Genomic DNA, 15,247 nt, shown 5'->3' on the forward strand with positions numbered 1-15,247 from the left:
CAATGACTGCGACGCCCGGAGGTTTGCCATTCGGGGCCACAAAACTCAGTTGCCGATGTCTCCCCACAGCCACTGGCACAGCGCAATCGCCGCAACCGGTGCGGTTTCGGTGCGCAATACCCGGGGTCCAAGGGCCACGGGCAGAAAGCCGTTTTGCTCTGCAAGGTGGATTTCATCGGCGGTCAAACCACCCTCCGGGCCGATCATCAGGGCAATGCTGCCCGGCTTGGTGAGGGTGTTCAACGACTGCTCGGTGCGGTGGTGGAGTACCAGTCGCAGGTCGGCGGTCTGGCTGTATTGCAGCCACTCGGTAACGGTCATGACTGGCAATATGTTCGGTACCCGTGCCCGGCCGCATTGTTCGGCGGCGCTGATGGCGACTTGTTGCCAGTGGCGCAGGCGTTTTTCTTCCCGGTCGCCTTTGAGTTTTACATCGGAGCGTTCGGTGGTCAGGGGCACGATGGTGGTGGCGCCCATTTCGACCGCTTTCTGTACCGCGTAGTCCATCCGGTCGCCCTTGGACAGGGTTTGGCCAAGGATGATGTTCAGGGGAGATTCGGTGCGGTTGGTTTCAGCACCGGTTATTTCCACCTGGACGTTTTTCTTGCCGGCCTGGGTGATGGTGGCGGTGTAGTCCTGGCCGTCGCCGTTGAACAGGCGCAGTTCCTGGCCTGGCTGCATGCGCAGTACCCGGCCCACGTGGTTGGCGGCGTTTTCGTCAAGCTCGCAGAGGCTGCCCGCCTGGAGCGGGCTGTCTGTGAATATCCTGGGTATGCGCATGGGCTGCCCTCAGCCTTTAACCGCGATGCCGATGCCTTCAGTCGCTACCTGGGCCAGGTGACGTATCTGGTCTTCGGTGATGACATACGGAGGCATGAAATACACCACATTGCCCAGCGGCCGTAGCAGTGCCTGGCGGGTGAGGGCGTGTTGGTAAACTTTCAGGCCCCGGCGTTCCTGCCAGGGGAACGGGGTTTTGCTGGCTTTGTCTTTGACCATTTCGATGGCCAGTGTCATGCCGCGCTGGCGGATGTCACCTACGTTGGGGTGGTCGGCCAGGTGGGCGACGGATTCGGCCATGCAACGGGACAGCTGGCGGTTGTTCTCGATGACATTCTCGTCTCGGAAGATGTCCAGGGTGGCCAGGGCGACGGCGCAGCCGATGGGGTTGCCGGTGTAGCTGTGGCTGTGCAGGAAGGCACGCAGGGTTTCGTAGTCGTCGTAAAAGGCGTTGTACACGGTTTCGGTGGTCAGTACGGCGGACAACGGCAGGTAGCCAGCGGTAAGGCCCTTGGACAGGCACATGAAATCCGGGGTAATGCCGGATTGTTCACAGGCGAACAGGGTGCCGGTGCGGCCAAAGCCCACGGCGATCTCGTCGGCAATCAGGTGTACGTTGTAGCGATCGCAGGCTTCCCGCAGTTTGGTGTGGTAAATCGGGTGGTGCATGCGCATGCCGCCGGCGCACTGGATCAGGGGCTCGACCACCACAGCACAGATTTCGTCGTGGCGTTCGGCCAGCAGTTTTTCCATGGCCTCGAACTGGCGCAGGGCATAGTCTTCGTCGGTTTCACCCGGTTCCTTGTTGTAGGCATCCGGAGACGGGGCGGTAAGAACCTCCATCAGCAGTGGCTGATAGGTGTCTTTATAGAGGGCTACGTCGCCCAGAGCCAGTGCACCCAGGGTTTCGCCGTGGTAGCTGTTGCTGAGGTTGACGAAGTTCTTCTTGCCGGGCTGGCCCAGGTTTTTCCAGTAGTGGTAGCTCATCTTCAGGGCGGCTTCGATGGCGGATGAACCGTTATCCGCGTAGAAGCACTTGCTGAGCCCTTCCGGGGTGACTTCGATCAGGCGTTCAGACAGGTTGACCACCGGTTCATGGGTAAAGCCCGCCAGAATCACGTGTTCCAGTTGGCCAATCTGTTCCTGAATGGCGGAGTTGATGCGCGGGTTGGCATGGCCGAACAGGTTCACCCACCAAGAACTGACCGCATCGATATACCGGTTGCTCTCGAAGTCTTCCAACCACACGCCTTCGCCGCGCTTGATGGGGATCAGCGGCAGACTTTCGTGGTCTTTCATCTGGGTGCAGGGGTGCCACACGGATTTGAGGTCCCGTGCGACCAGATCAGCATTGCGCATCGTGTTCTCCTGTCGTCCCGGCTGGGGCATTTTGTTTGAGACCGCCCATGATACTTCCCGGAACGCTCGGTTAACAGCGCTCCAGGTGTGACCCAGAGCAGCCGCCGCATGTGAACCAGTCGGATGGCTTCCATGCCAGAAACCCTCGCTCGGGCGGCCAATGTGAGGGTGGCCTGCTGCAGCAACAATGAAGTCAACATAACAGGAGGCGATTATGGAGCTGACTCTGGAGCATCCCTATGAGGTAGGGCTGGATCACATCATTGAACGGTTCTTCAGTGAACATCACATTATTGAAAAGAACGAGAAGCTCGGTTCCCGGAACCTCCATGTGGCTGAGCTGCAACGGGACGATGCTGCGGCAAAGCTGGTCATTGAGCGGGAAATGATGGCCTCAGCCCCGGTGCCGGGCATGCTGGCGAGCTTTCATCGGGAGTGGAACCGGGTGCGCCAGGAAGAGCACTGGTTCAAGAAAGACGATGATGAGTGGCACTGCGAGTTTCGGGTAAAGATTGATGGGGTGCCGGCCAGAATCAAGGGCATTATGCGTTTGTTGGGCAACGGTAACCGTTGCATCAACTATGTGAACTTGTCCGTTCACTGCGACGTGCCCTTCCTGGGGAAAAAGGTCGCCAAGTTCCTGGCCGAGGACTCCCACGCAAAGATTGAGCGGGAGTACGAAGTGACTCGGCAGTTGTTGTGACCTTCCAGTATCCAGTTGGATGCGGGTTGGCGCTCTGATCAGCGCGCCAACCGTTCCCAAACGGTAACCTCAGACAGGGTGTGCTGAAACTTGTGTTGTGTCTCACGGATGACGAACGGCACTTTCCGAGGCTCCCCGATCATTCTGAAGTGTTTGCCAAGATGTTCTTTTAGCCCATCCAGGGTGGTGTGGTTTTCGCCGTCTTTTTTGTATCCGCCAATCCACTCCTCTTTTGGTGTGTGCTCCTCCAGCCAGGTGTAGGGTGAGGCAATCACCAGCAGCCCGCCGTCATTGATGCGTTCGTGTATGTGGTCCAGGAAGCGTCGCGGTTTGTACAGGCGATCAATCAGGTTGGCGGCCAGTACCAGGTCGTAATCGGTAAACTGGGGCTTTAGGTTACAGGCATCACCCTGATGAAATGACACCCGCCCCGCCGTTTGCTCCAACCCGAGGTCTTTCAGCGTCCGGGTGTGGTAGCTGACCAGTTCGCCCTCTTCTGCCAGTGAATAGCGAACGGAGCCTTGTTCAGCCATTTCTACGCCAAGGCGGATGAAGTTGGCTGAAAAATCTACCCCTTCCACTGTCTGGAAAACGTTCGCCAGCTCAAAGCTTGAGCGTCCGCAAGCGCAGCCTAGATCTAGAGCTTTCACTGTCGGCTTGCCTGACATGGCTTCAACGGCCAGGTCTGCCATGGCTTTCGGGAAGTTCTCGACGCCAAACCAGCTGTCGCCGAAGTGGAATTCGGCGTACTCGGTTAGTAGACGGTCGCTTTCATAATATGCATTGGGTTGAACGGCCTCGGCTTCGGAGGCAATGTACCGGAACCCGGCGTGTTGGAAAAAATGCCGTCTGAAAGCATAGCGTGCGGCAAGTCTTGTCTCGTTTCCGCAGGAAATCCAGGAACCGCCTTTAATCAGGTTATGCTGGCCATCAAAGGTCGGCGTTGTGAAATCGTCGTAAAGCGGGTGTACCTTGAAGTCGTCAAACGGGTAGGTGGGGGTTTCGGTCCACTGCCACACGTTGCCTACCACATCAAACCAGTCACCATGCCGGAACCGTGTTACCGGGCAAGACGACGCGCCATGGTCAAGGTGCAAGTTTGCACTGGCGGGTCCTTCACCCACTTCAGATACACCCGCTACGGAACACAGCTGATACCATTCGTCTTCGGTCGGCAAGCGAATGGGCTGGCCAGTTTGCTCACGCTTCCATTCACAAAAGGCCTTTGCCTCGTGGTAGTTGACCTCAACCGGCCAGTCCCAGGGCATTTCGACCTCTTGCGTCATCAAACGCAGTTGCCAGCCGTTTCGCCAACACCAGAAGGTCGGGTGTTTGGCCTTGGTGAACTGCCGCCATGAGAGTCCTTCTTCGCTCCAATGCTGGTCCTGTTGGTAGCCGCCCGCTTCAACGAATTCCAGAAACTCCTGGTTGCTGACCAGATACTGGCTGGCTTTGAATTCGTCGATATTGGCCTGGTGTTGGCCGTATTCGTTGTCCCAGCCGTACCAGGGGTCGTCATAGGATTTGCCAATGCGAATTTCACCGGCGGGAACCGTGATCAGCGTATTGTCGGGCGCCTCGCCGGTCTCCTGAACCGGTGCCCATTCCGGTTGTGGCTGCACTCGGGCAAGGTCGTGCTGACGGATCAGTACCGACGATGTTTCAAGATGGATGCGTTCATGCTCAACCCCCATCACGATTGGCCACCAGGGGCTTTCCCAGTTGATCGGGAGGGTTAACGGTAACGAGTCGATGAGTGCCAGTACAGCACAGCGGACCTTGGTCCGGTACTCCATGACCTCTTCCACACTTGGCCAGTCATAGTGATCGTCGTTCAGGTCGTCCCAGCTCATTTCGTCCACGCCGACGGCGAAGACGGATTCCATGCGTGGATCAATCCTCTCCGGTAGCAGCTTGGCCAGAACCAGTTTGTTGATAAAGAATGTTGCGGTATGACCCAGGTAAAAAATAAGGGGGTGTCGCAGAGGGATGGATTTCTGAAAATATCCGGCATCATCGGCCAGGCAGCTGAACAACCGAGTGTAGACATCAAACGTGTTGGTGAAATACGCCGCAATCTCAGCACGCTTGTCACTTGGTGAGCCTTCGTCGAGTTTGGGGGTTCTGAGTAGCTTTGGTAATGATCCGGAGCGTCCACTGAGTTGAGTGGCGGTTTTCTCTTCTTGAGTTGGTGAGTGCATCTTCAGACAGTTCCCTTAGCGTGTTTTATAACCTCCCATACGACCGTCTTTGACATTGTGGTTCATTCCCAAGTGACAAAGTAGCACATGGATAGTCGGTTACGTTGTGATGTTTTATTGAGATTGCTGCGTAGTTAGTAGCTGATTCGTGCAAGATCACGAACTTTCCTGTAGCCTGCGCGGCTTTTTCTTCGAGAGGCATCACTCATGAAAGCGACATCGTCCGGTCCCGAGATACGGGACAAATCCAGCGCCCTGGCCGACAGTGATCCGGTGGTTCTGATCCTTACCATCGGTTTTATCCTGTTCTTTGTCGGGGCCTCAATCTTCAACAGCGAATCTGTGGCCAGTGTTATTGGTGCCGGTTTTACCTGGACAGCAAAGTATTTGGGTTCGTTGTTTCAGTTGCTTCTGCTGCTGACATTTTTCATTGCCGTCGGAACAGCGCTCAGTCGCGCTGGGGCAGCGCGCGTCGGTGGCCTTGACCGACCCCAGATTGGCCGCTTTCGCTGGTTATCAATGATCATGTGTACCCTGCTGGCGGGTGGTGGCGTGTTCTTTGCCGCCGGCGAGCCGGTGTATCATTTTGTGGTGACGCCCCCGGCGTTTAGTACCGAGGCGGGTACTGCGGCGGCAGTCGCACCGGCCATGGCGCAGGCGTTTACCCATTGGGGCTTTTTGGCCTGGGCGGTGCTCGGTTCGCTGACGGCCCTGGTTCTGACCAGAGCCCACTATGATCAGGGCAAGCCACTGCAGCCCCGCACTTTGTTGTATCCGGTATTTGGCGAGAAGGTTATCCAGGGACGCCTTGGCGGCATCGTTGATGCGTTTTGTGTGATTGCTGTGGTGGCGGGCACCGTTGGGCCGATAGGCTTCCTTGCCACGCAGATGAGCTTTGGTCTGCACGAGTTGTTTGGTGTGACCGACGGCTATGGCACGCAGCTGACCGTGCTGATTGTGCTGGCGGGCGTTTACATGACGTCCGCGATGACCGGGCTACACAAAGGCATCCAGTTGCTCAGCCGTTTTAACGTGTTGCTTGCGCTGGCCATTGCGGCGGTCATTTTTATCTTTGGCCCGACGTTGTTCCTGGCAAACACCTATACCCAGTCTATGGGTGAATATGTCACTTCATTTTTCGCCATGGCCACCATGACTGCGCAAACGGCGCCAGACTGGTGGATGAAATGGTGGACCGTGTTTTTCTTCGCCTGGTTTATCGGCTACACACCGTTGATGGCCGTTTTTGTCGCAAGGATTTCCCGTGGGCGGACCGTGCGGGAAATGATTCTTGCCGTGGCCTTGCTGGCGCCGATCGCTACAACCATCTGGTTCACCCTGTTGGGCGGTTCCGGTATCTATCACCAGTTGGCTGGCACCTTTGACCTCACCGATGCGCTGAACAGTTTCCGCTTTGATGTTGCCACTCTGACCGTCGCTCAGGCGTTGCCCGGCGGCACCTGGATGGCCGCAGCAATTCTTTTGCTTACCACCATTTTTGTTGCTACTACCGGCGACTCCATGAGTTACGCCATCGCCATGGTCGGTGCGGGTCACGATGAGCCCAGCCCCTGGATTCGGGTATTCTGGGGAGGCGCGATGGCGCTGATGGCCGCCATTCTTCTGTATATGGGTGCTGGTCAGATCGGGGTGCTTCAACAGTTTATTGTGCTCACCGCGATACCGGTTTCCCTGATAATCCTGCCTTCACTCTGGACGGGGCCTAACGCTGCGATGGCTATGGCGAGGGAACAAGGGCTGGTGTAGTCTCAGGTTCAGATTAGGCAAGAACAACAATCGACAACTCAAGGACTCACTGGTTATGTCTGCACAAACTGTCTGGATTACCGGAGCCTCCTCCGGCATTGGCGAAGCGCTCGCCCTGCGATATGCAAAAGATGGTGCGCGTCTGGTGTTATCTGCGCGGCGAGCAAGTGAACTGGAGCGAGTTGCGAGCCGTTGCCGAGAGGCTGGTTTGGTCGCTGATGACGTCCTTGTGCTCCCGTTGGATGTCACCGACTGGGCCTCGTTGCCCACGGCGGTACAGACGGTTCTGGATACTTTCGGGACCATTGATCTTCTGGTCAACAACGCCGGCGTGTCTCAACGCTCTTTGTGCAAAGACACCGATATGTCGGTCTATCAGAAACTAATGGATGTGGATGTAATGGGCCAGATTGCACTCACCAAGGCCGTACTGCCCCACATGCTGGAGCGCGGTTCCGGTCACTTGGCGGTCACCTCGAGTGTGGCCGGCAAAGTCGGTGCTCCCATGAGAACCGGATATTGCGCCGCCAAGCATGCGGTGATGGGCTTTTTTGATGCCCTTCGTGCGGAAGTGGAAGGCGAGGGTGTTCAGGTTTCCACCATCACGCCGGGCTTCATTCGCACCGATATTTCCCGCAATGCCTTGGCCGGTGACGGCACTGCCTATGGTGAGGAAGATGCCGACATTGCTGGTGGCATGGACGTGAATGAATGTGCCGAAGTGATTTTCAAGGGCCTTCAGGCGAAGAAGCGAGAGATTGCCGTAGGCAAGGGTAAGGAAATGGCTGCGCTATGGGTCAAGCGGCTGTCGCCGGAGTTGCTGTTTCGTCTGGCCAGAGCGTGATGGCTGGCCTCGGTAACTCTGGGACAGTTACCGAGGCCAGAAAACCGGGTGCGAGGCGGTCAGTGTGCCAGCACCCGTGACAAAAACGCCTGGGTACGTTCGTTCTGGGGGTTGTCGAAGACATCATCGGGCCTGCCTTCCTCAACAATCTGGCCCTCATGAATGTAGATCACCCGGTCTGCGACTTCCCGGGCAAATCCCATCTCGTGGGTAACCACCATCATGGTCATCCCCTCCTTGGCCAGCTCCCGCATAACGTCCAGCACTTCTCCGATCATTTCCGGGTCCAGCGCGGAGGTAGGTTCGTCAAACAGCATTAATCGAGGTTCCATGGCCAGGGCCCGGGCGATGGCTACCCGTTGCTGCTGGCCACCCGACAACTGGCTGGGGTATTTGTCGGCCTGGTTGCCGATGCCCACTCTGTCCAGCAAGCGCTCTGCGGTGGCGTTGGCCACTACCTGGGACGCCTTTTTGACTTTTATGGGAGCCAGCATGATGTTCTTCCGTACCGTCAGGTGAGGGAACAGATTGAACTGCTGGAACACCATGCCCACTTCCTTGCGGATTTCCGACAATGCATGCTGGTTGCCACCTTTGGGCGCGAGTTTCTGGTTATCTACTTCCAGGACGCCGGATTCATACTCTTCAAGGCCGTTCACACAGCGGATCAAAGTGGACTTGCCGGAGCCGCTGGCACCGATAATCACCACCACTTCTCCCTGCTCGACGGTCAGGTCAATATCCTTGAGGACATGCAGTTTGCCGAAGTGCTTGTTCATGCCCTTCATTTTCACAATCTGAGTCATTTCTCGGGCTCCTTCAGACAGACGCTACGCCACGGCGCTCAAGCAAACGCAGGAGCAGGGACAGAGTCAAGGTGATGGCCAGGTACATGAGCGCCACCACGAAATACACCTCAAATGCGGTAAACGTGTTGGCAATGTACACCTGCCCCTGACGAACCAGTTCACCTACGCCGATGACAGAAAACAGGGACGTGTCTTTGATGCTGACAATGCCCTGGTTGCCCAGTGGCGGAATCATGCGCCGGAACGCCTGGGGCCAGATGATAGACCAGAAGGTCTGAGTTCTTGAGAGACCGAGCGACAGGCCTGCTTCGGTCTGGCCCTTGTCTATGGACTGCACGCCACCACGCACCACTTCGGAAATATAAGCGCCGGAATTGAGTGCGATGGCTGCAATGCCCGCGGTGAGCGGGTCTATGGGCCCACCGATCAGGTCTGGCAGGCCGTAGAAAATAAACAGGACCTGAACCAGAATCGGCGTGCCACGAAAAATCTCGATGTAGGCAATGGCTGGCCAGCGCAGGAACCAGCTTTTGTTGATGCTCAGCAAACCGAACACAATGCCCAGCACAAAGCCAATGGCCAGGCCACCAAAGGAAATCATCAGAGTGTAGGGGATGCCTTTGGCCAGAAATGGAATGGCATTGATTGCTGCCTGCCAGTCAAATTGAAACTGGAATTCCACAGTGTGAGTCTCCGTTGAGTTGGGAGGAACCGGTCAGGGCTTTGTGCGCCCTGACCAGAACGGATGGCGGGTTACTTGTCTTCAGGCATGGGGCCAAACCATTTTTCATAAATGGTCTTGTAGGTGCCGTCTTCCTTAATAGAGGCAAGTGCTTCGTTGACCGGGCCAACCCATTGGCTACCCTTTTTCAGGGCGATACCGTACTGCTGGCCTTCATAAAGCTGGCCGACGGTTTTAACCCGGCCTTCGCCACGGGTGCTGGCAAAGTAGCCTACATTGGGAGCATCGTAGAACACGGCATCGATGGACCGCGACATCAGCGCCATATACATATCGGAGCTGCCCGGGTACGGCGTGACACCGCCATTGTTATCCAGGTTTTGCATCAGGAAGTCGTAACTGGTGCTGCCGATCTTGGTGCCAACTTTCTTGCCCTCAAGATCAGAAAGCTCATCGACATCACTGTTGTTTGCCCGCACCAGAATCCGCAGGCCTGAGTCGTAGTAGGGGTCAGAGAAATCGACAATCTGCTTGCGCTCTTCGGTGATGGTAATGCCGGCGATAGCGATATCCACGTTACCAGTTTGCAGGGCCGGGATAATGCCATTGAAATCCATGGTCTGCAGGTTGTACTCAAATCCCGCGCGCTCGGCCACCTCAGAGATGATGTCCATGTCGAAACCGATCATCTCGCCGGTTTCCTGATCCATCATTTCAAAGGGGACAAAACTTGGGTCGGTCACCACTCGAAGGGTTTCTGCACTAACGGTTGACGCTGCAACCGACAATGCCAGGCCAGCGCCCAGTGTTTTCAGCCATTTCGTGCTCATGTGTTCTCCTTTCTGTTTTTTGTGCTCCGTTTGCCCGGTAAGGCAATCCGCACAGGTAACCGCTTTTAGCGCATGCCTTGCGGGGAGCGTTGATGGGAATACATCAGATACAGGTTAGACCAGAAAACGAGGATTTGCAGAAAATCAGTTGGTTATAGCGGCAGGAGGATAACACGAAAGCCCTCTGCAGAGGTGCAGAGGGCTTCGGGGAGCAGATCAGAAAGCGATCTTCTCCCGGTCGCTGATGCCCAGATTCTTCCAGATGGAGATGCTGGGTTCAGCCTGGTTCAGGGTGTAAAAGTGCAATCCGGGTGCCCCGGCTTTCAGCAGCTTTTCGCACATCTCGGTGACCACTTCTTCGCCGAACTTGCGGATGCTGTCGGTGTCGTCGCCATAGGCTTCGAGCTGCTTGCGGATCCAGCGGGGGATTTCCGCGCCGCACATATCCGAGAATCGCACCAGGCTGGAGAAGTTGACGATAGGCATGATGCCCGGCACCACCGGAATGGTGACGCCCATCTTCTCCAGGCGGTCGATGAAGTAGAAGTAACTGTCGGCATTGAAGAAGTACTGGGTAATGGCGCTGTTGGCACCGGCCTGCACTTTTCGGGCGAAGTTCTTCAGGTCTTCCTCGGCGTTGCGGGCCTGCGGGTGGAACTCCGGGTAGGCGGCCACTTCCAGATTGAAGTGATCACCGCTGTGCTCCCGGATAAACTCCACCAGCTCGTTGGCGTAACGCAGCTCACCGGAGGCACCCATGCCTGAGGGCAGGTCGCCGCGCAGGGCGACAATCCGGTTGATGCCGTTCTCTTTATACAGATCCAGCAGCTCCCCGATCTCTGCGCGGGTACCACCCACGCAGGACAGATGCGGTGCTGTGGAAATGCCCTGCTTGTGCAGGTTCAGTACCGTTTCAATGGTGCGGTCCCGGGTGGATCCGCCGGCACCGAAGGTGACCGAGAAAAAGTCCGGGTTCACCTCGGCCAGCTGATTACGCACCGCCTGGAGTTTTTCCTTGCCCTGATCGGTCTTGGGCGGGAAAAACTCAAAGCTGAAACGGCGCTTGAATTGCTTCTGGGATTCCATGATCGTTTCCGCTTAGTACCTGTAGCTTTCCGGCTTGTACGGGCCTTCGACCGGCACACCGATGTATTTCGCCTGGTCCGGCGTCATCTTGGTGATCACACCACCAAAACCTTCCACCATCGCGCGGGCCACTTCTTCGTCCAGCTGCTTGGGCAGAACCTGAACGTAAACGCCCTTGGCCTTGGACTCTTCCGGCAGGTCGGCAAACTTGCGCTCGAACAGGTACATCTGAGCCAGCACCTGGTTGGCGAAGGAGCCATCCATGATCCGGGACGGGTGACCGGTGGCGTTGCCCAGGTTCACCAGGCGACCTTCGGACAGCAGGATCAGGTGGTCGTTGGCGGCCTTGTCGCGGTACACCACGTGCACCTGCGGCTTGACCTCGTCCCACTCCCAGTTCTTGCGCATGTAGGCGGTGTCGATTTCATTGTCGAAGTGGCCGATGTTGCACACTACGGCGCCGCTCTTCAGGGCCTTCAGCATGTTCGCGTCGCACACGTTGACGTTACCGGTGGTGGTTACCAGCAGGTCAGTGGTGCCCAGCAGCTCGGTGTTGATGCCCTGCTCGGTGCCGGTGTTGATGCCATCGATGTACGGAGACACCACTTCAAAGCCGTCCATGCAGGCTTGCATGGCGCAGATCGGGTCGGCTTCGGTCACTTTTACGATCATGCCTTCCTGACGCAGGGAAAGGGCAGAGCCTTTACCTACGTCACCGTAACCGATCACCAGCGCTTTCTTGCCAGACAGCAGGTGGTCGGTGGCGCGCTTGATGGCATCGTTCAAGCTGTGGCGACAGCCGTACTTGTTGTCGTTCTTGGACTTGGTGACCGAATCGTTCACGTTGATCGCCGGGATCTTCAGGGTGCCGTCACGCAGCATTTCCTGCAGGCGGTGAACGCCGGTGGTGGTTTCTTCGGTGACACCGTGCACGTTGTTGATGATTTCCGGGTATTCGTTATGCAGCAGCTCGGTCAGGTCGCCGCCGTCGTCCAGGATCATGTTCGGCTGCCAGCCGTCCACGTCTGCACCTACGGTGCGGTGCAGGCACCATTCGTATTCTTCGTCAGTTTCACCTTTCCACGCGAACACGGGAATGCCTTGCGCCGCGATGGCGGCTGCGGCCTGGTCCTGGGTGGAGAAGATGTTGCACGATGACCAGCGCACGTTAGCGCCCAGCTCGACCAGTGTTTCAATCAACACGGCGGTCTGGATGGTCATGTGGATGCAGCCCATGATGTTGGCGCCTTTCAGCGGCTGCTCGGCTTTGTATTTCTCGCGCAGTTTCATCAGGGCGGGCATTTCGCCTTCGGCGATTTTGATTTCCTTGCGACCCCAGTCGGCGAGGGTGATGTCGCGGACTTTGTAGTCTTCAAACGTGGTCAGTTTTTCTGCCGGAGTGCTCATTTGGGTGTTCTCCTGTCAGTCTGCTTTGGCCTTCGGAGTTCGTGATCCTCTGGCCGCATGATTTGGGTGCCGCGGGAGTGGGGTTTTGCTTTCGCGGAACCGCTACGAGCACATCCATGTGCGCTTCTCTCAGGCCATCCCTGGCCTTCGAAATTCCGCGAAAGCAAAACCCCACTCCCTCGTTTTAACATTTGGCGTATGCGGTCTTTTCTACGCCGCTCAATCTGTTTCAGGCCTCAGGTACAGCAATTTTTAAGGCCTTTTTTCTGGATAAGCCCTCACCGATGTTGCAAAGCGGTGGTGAGGTAAGTCCTTCGGGGACTGTTGAGGGCCATGGACGGCCCGAAACAAGCGCACATGGATGTGCTTGTAGCGTGTCCCCGAAGGACTTACCTCAGCGCCGCCACCCCCAGACGGTGGCGGGCTGGGCCAAAATAGGGCCCAACTCAAGGAGTCAGACCCAAATTCGTCAGATGCCCGCGGCATCCTTCAGAGCCGCAGCGCGGTCGGTCTTCTCCCACGGGAACGCGGTGAAGGTCTCGCCGCCAACGGTCATCTCGTATGGGTCGCGGCCGAAGTGGCCGTAGGCTGCAGTGGCCCGGTACATCGGGTGCAGCAGGTCCAGCATGTTGGTGATCGCATACGGGCGCAGGTCGAAGTGCGCGCGCACCAGGTCGATGATCTTGTCGTCGCTGATCTTGCCAGTGCCAAACGTGTTCAAAGAAATGGAGGTCGGCTGGGCTACACCGATGGCGTAGGAGACCTGGATCTCGCATTTCTCGGCCAGGCCGGCGGCGACGATGTTCTTGGCCACGTAGCGGCCGGCATAGGCGGCGGAACGGTCAACCTTGGACGGATCTTTGCCGGAGAACGCACCGCCACCGTGGCGTGCCATGCCGCCGTAGGTGTCTACGATGATTTTACGGCCAGTCAGGCCACAGTCGCCCACCGGGCCGCCGATCACGAACTTGCCGGTCGGGTTGATGTGGAACTGGGTGTCTTTGTGCAACAGTTCGGCCGGTAAGGTGTGCTTGACGATCAGCTCCATCACGGCTTCTTTCAGGTCCGCCTGGGTGACATCAGGATCGTGCTGGGTGGACAGAACCACGGCATCGATACCGACCACCTGGCCGTTCTCGTAGCGGCAGGTGACCTGGCTCTTGGCGTCCGGGCGCAGCCACGGCAGCAGACCGCTCTTGCGCGCTTCGGCCTGGCGCTGCACCAGACGGTGGGAGAAGGTGATCGGCGCCGGCATCAGTACGTCGGTTTCGTTGCTGGCGTAGCCGAACATCAGGCCCTGGTCGCCTGCGCCCTGGTCTTCCGGCTTCTGGCGGTCAACGCCCTGGGCGATGTCGACAGACTGCTTGCCGATGATGTTGATCACACCGCAGGTGTCGCCGTCGTAACCCACTTCAGAGGAGGTGTAGCCGATGTCTTTGATCACACCGCGCACCAGGTCTTCCAGGTCTACCCAGGCGCTGGTGGTGATTTCACCGCCGACGATGGCAACACCGGTCTTGACCATGGTTTCGCAGGCCACACGGGCGTGCGGGTCGTCGGTCAGAATGGCGTCCAGTACCGCATCGGAAATCTGGTCGGCCAGTTTGTCCGGGTGGCCTTCAGAGACCGATTCGGAAGTGAAGATGTTGTAGTCAGACATAGCGGTGCTCCTTTGTGAGCGTTTTCAAAGTCAGTGTACGTATTTCTACGTACGACAATATCAAAGTTTTTTGATGTTTCAGTGTCCGCGCGGGCCTCAGGCCGTTGCGGACGTTTTCCAGAATTCCCGTACCTGCACCTGAAAACCGTTGCGCAGGCCAATAAACAGTTGTTCTCCGGCGCTTAAGCCGGCGTCAGCGGCCCAGGCGGTCAGTTCTTCCGGCTCAAAGCCAAGCCAGAGGTCGCCGCAATTCTCTTTCGCCCAGTCCTGGTCATGGCTACATAAGTCACTGACGACAAAGCAGCCCCCGCTGTTCATCAGTGCCGCCGCATCCAGAAAGATGTCCGCCGGGCTGGGCACATGGTGCAGCACCATGTTGGCGACGATCAGATCAAAGGCATCGCCCCGGGCCAGCAGGGTGTCGGTCACGCCGTCAATCAGATCCACGTTATTCAAACGCTCATCTATACAGGTGCGGGTGGCCTTGGCCAGCATGTCTTTGCTGTTATCCAGGGCCACCACATGTTCAAACAGGGCTGACAGCACGGGCAGGAACGCCCCTTCGCCGGGGCCGATTTCCAGCGCACTGCGCCATTCTTGCCGGGCCGTGCGCTTGCGGATCAGCTCTGCTGTGGGCTCGGCATACAAGTCAAAGGCTGCAATAAGTTCCTGTTGTTCCCGGAACTGTTCCGAGTGCCGGGAGAAAAACGCTTGTGACTGCTCCGCCCGCTGCTCCCGTATTGCTTCAATCTTTTCTTCCAACTGCAGAGGCAAGGGCACGCGGTCTACCGTTTCGAAAATCTGCCGAATGGCCTGGTCTGCCAGTTTGTCGCTGTCCAGATGCAGGGGGCGGCGGTAGAAAATGGCGTTACCTTCGCGCTGGGGTTCCAGCAACCCGGCCTTGTTCATCACCTTCAGGTGATGGCTCATGCCAGACTGGCGCATATCAAACAGTTGGCTCAGCTCAAGCACGCCGAAGGTGTCACGGCGCAGCACCCGCAGGATCTCCAGGCGCAGGGGGTCTCCGCTCGCCTTGAAGATCGGTGCCAGGGTGTCCACGGAGGACAATTCGTTAGCATGTGCATTGAGTGAGGTCATGGTTGGCAAGTGTAGGGGGGA

Annotated in this window: 13 protein-coding genes; 3 read left to right on the forward strand and 10 right to left on the reverse strand. The window is 57.4% G+C overall.

Going from position 1 to position 15,247, the window contains the following annotated elements; genetic code table 11:
* Positions 1 to 45: 45 nt before the first annotated feature.
* Positions 46 to 780: a 16S rRNA (uracil(1498)-N(3))-methyltransferase gene (locus ABIE59_RS08100; RefSeq protein ID WP_354445863.1), complete on the reverse strand. Its 735-nt coding sequence runs from the start codon at positions 778 to 780 to the stop codon at positions 46 to 48.
* Between the two features lie 9 nt (positions 781 to 789).
* Entirely contained in the window at positions 790 to 2,139 is a 1,350-nt protein-coding gene (locus ABIE59_RS08105; RefSeq protein ID WP_354445865.1) for an adenosylmethionine--8-amino-7-oxononanoate transaminase, read from the reverse strand.
* A 214-nt stretch (positions 2,140 to 2,353) separates the two neighbouring features.
* Here ABIE59_RS08105 and ABIE59_RS08110 point away from each other — a divergent pair, with 214 nt between their 5' ends.
* Entirely contained in the window at positions 2,354 to 2,842 is a 489-nt protein-coding gene (locus ABIE59_RS08110) for a DUF2505 domain-containing protein (protein WP_354445867.1), read from the forward strand.
* A gap of 38 nt (positions 2,843 to 2,880) precedes the next feature.
* Here the strand turns inward: ABIE59_RS08110 and ovoA are convergent, their stop codons facing one another.
* Complete coding sequence (ovoA, locus tag ABIE59_RS08115) at positions 2,881 to 5,043, reverse strand: 5-histidylcysteine sulfoxide synthase (protein WP_354445869.1); 2,163 nt, start codon at positions 5,041 to 5,043, stop codon at positions 2,881 to 2,883.
* Positions 5,044 to 5,250: 207 nt separating this feature from the next.
* Here ovoA and ABIE59_RS08120 point away from each other — a divergent pair, with 207 nt between their 5' ends.
* Positions 5,251 to 6,810, forward strand: a complete 1,560-nt coding sequence (locus tag ABIE59_RS08120; RefSeq protein WP_354445871.1) for a BCCT family transporter — start codon at positions 5,251 to 5,253, stop codon at positions 6,808 to 6,810.
* 55 nt (positions 6,811 to 6,865) lie between these two features.
* Complete coding sequence (locus ABIE59_RS08125; protein WP_354445873.1) at positions 6,866 to 7,654, forward strand: SDR family oxidoreductase; 789 nt, start codon at positions 6,866 to 6,868, stop codon at positions 7,652 to 7,654.
* A 59-nt stretch (positions 7,655 to 7,713) separates the two neighbouring features.
* Here ABIE59_RS08125 and ABIE59_RS08130 read toward each other — a convergent pair whose 3' ends face one another.
* The 7 genes from ABIE59_RS08130 to ABIE59_RS08160 all read right to left on the reverse strand — a co-directional run bounded on the left by ABIE59_RS08130 (position 7,714) and on the right by ABIE59_RS08160 (position 15,226).
* Complete coding sequence (locus tag ABIE59_RS08130) at positions 7,714 to 8,460, reverse strand: amino acid ABC transporter ATP-binding protein (RefSeq protein ID WP_354445875.1); 747 nt, start codon at positions 8,458 to 8,460, stop codon at positions 7,714 to 7,716.
* A 13-nt stretch (positions 8,461 to 8,473) separates the two neighbouring features.
* Positions 8,474 to 9,145, reverse strand: a complete 672-nt coding sequence (locus ABIE59_RS08135; protein WP_354445877.1) for an amino acid ABC transporter permease — start codon at positions 9,143 to 9,145, stop codon at positions 8,474 to 8,476.
* A 71-nt stretch (positions 9,146 to 9,216) separates the two neighbouring features.
* Positions 9,217 to 9,975 carry a transporter substrate-binding domain-containing protein gene (locus ABIE59_RS08140; RefSeq protein WP_354445879.1) on the reverse strand — a complete coding sequence of 253 codons (759 nt, stop codon included), beginning with the start codon at positions 9,973 to 9,975 and terminating at the stop codon, positions 9,217 to 9,219.
* A gap of 216 nt (positions 9,976 to 10,191) precedes the next feature.
* Entirely contained in the window at positions 10,192 to 11,061 is an 870-nt protein-coding gene (gene metF, locus ABIE59_RS08145; protein WP_061332605.1) for a methylenetetrahydrofolate reductase [NAD(P)H], read from the reverse strand.
* A gap of 12 nt (positions 11,062 to 11,073) precedes the next feature.
* The gene (gene ahcY / locus ABIE59_RS08150) at positions 11,074 to 12,468 is read right to left on the reverse strand and encodes an adenosylhomocysteinase (protein ID WP_354445881.1); all 1,395 of its coding nucleotides are present in this window, start codon (positions 12,466 to 12,468) and stop codon (positions 11,074 to 11,076) included.
* A 469-nt stretch (positions 12,469 to 12,937) separates the two neighbouring features.
* Complete coding sequence (gene metK / locus ABIE59_RS08155; RefSeq protein WP_354445883.1) at positions 12,938 to 14,128, reverse strand: methionine adenosyltransferase; 1,191 nt, start codon at positions 14,126 to 14,128, stop codon at positions 12,938 to 12,940.
* Between the two features lie 96 nt (positions 14,129 to 14,224).
* Entirely contained in the window at positions 14,225 to 15,226 is a 1,002-nt protein-coding gene (locus ABIE59_RS08160) for a metalloregulator ArsR/SmtB family transcription factor (RefSeq protein WP_354445885.1), read from the reverse strand.
* Positions 15,227 to 15,247: the final 21 nt, after the last annotated feature.

Origin of the sequence: Marinobacter sp. MBR-99 (assembly GCF_040547575.1) — a bacterium.
Taxonomy (GTDB): Bacteria; Pseudomonadota; Gammaproteobacteria; order Pseudomonadales; family Oleiphilaceae; genus Marinobacter.

Excerpts from the sequence above, each read along its gene's own strand:
- ABIE59_RS08125 (WP_354445873.1), top strand. The coding sequence starts at position 6,866 with ATGTCTGCACAAACTGTCTGGATTACCGGAGCCTCCTCCGGCATTGGC.
- ABIE59_RS08105 (WP_354445865.1), bottom strand. The coding sequence starts at position 2,139 with ATGCGCAATGCTGATCTGGTCGCACGGGACCTCAAATCCGTGTGGCAC.
- ABIE59_RS08100 (WP_354445863.1), bottom strand. The coding sequence starts at position 780 with ATGCGCATACCCAGGATATTCACAGACAGCCCGCTCCAGGCGGGCAGC.
- metK (WP_354445883.1), bottom strand. The coding sequence starts at position 14,128 with ATGTCTGACTACAACATCTTCACTTCCGAATCGGTCTCTGAAGGCCAC.
- ABIE59_RS08120 (WP_354445871.1), top strand. The coding sequence starts at position 5,251 with ATGAAAGCGACATCGTCCGGTCCCGAGATACGGGACAAATCCAGCGCC.
- ahcY (WP_354445881.1), bottom strand. The coding sequence starts at position 12,468 with ATGAGCACTCCGGCAGAAAAACTGACCACGTTTGAAGACTACAAAGTC.
- metF (WP_061332605.1), bottom strand. The coding sequence starts at position 11,061 with ATGGAATCCCAGAAGCAATTCAAGCGCCGTTTCAGCTTTGAGTTTTTC.
- ABIE59_RS08160 (WP_354445885.1), bottom strand. The coding sequence starts at position 15,226 with ATGACCTCACTCAATGCACATGCTAACGAATTGTCCTCCGTGGACACC.
- ovoA (WP_354445869.1), bottom strand. The coding sequence starts at position 5,043 with ATGCACTCACCAACTCAAGAAGAGAAAACCGCCACTCAACTCAGTGGA.
- ABIE59_RS08130 (WP_354445875.1), bottom strand. The coding sequence starts at position 8,460 with ATGACTCAGATTGTGAAAATGAAGGGCATGAACAAGCACTTCGGCAAA.
- ABIE59_RS08140 (WP_354445879.1), bottom strand. The coding sequence starts at position 9,975 with ATGAGCACGAAATGGCTGAAAACACTGGGCGCTGGCCTGGCATTGTCG.
- ABIE59_RS08110 (WP_354445867.1), top strand. The coding sequence starts at position 2,354 with ATGGAGCTGACTCTGGAGCATCCCTATGAGGTAGGGCTGGATCACATC.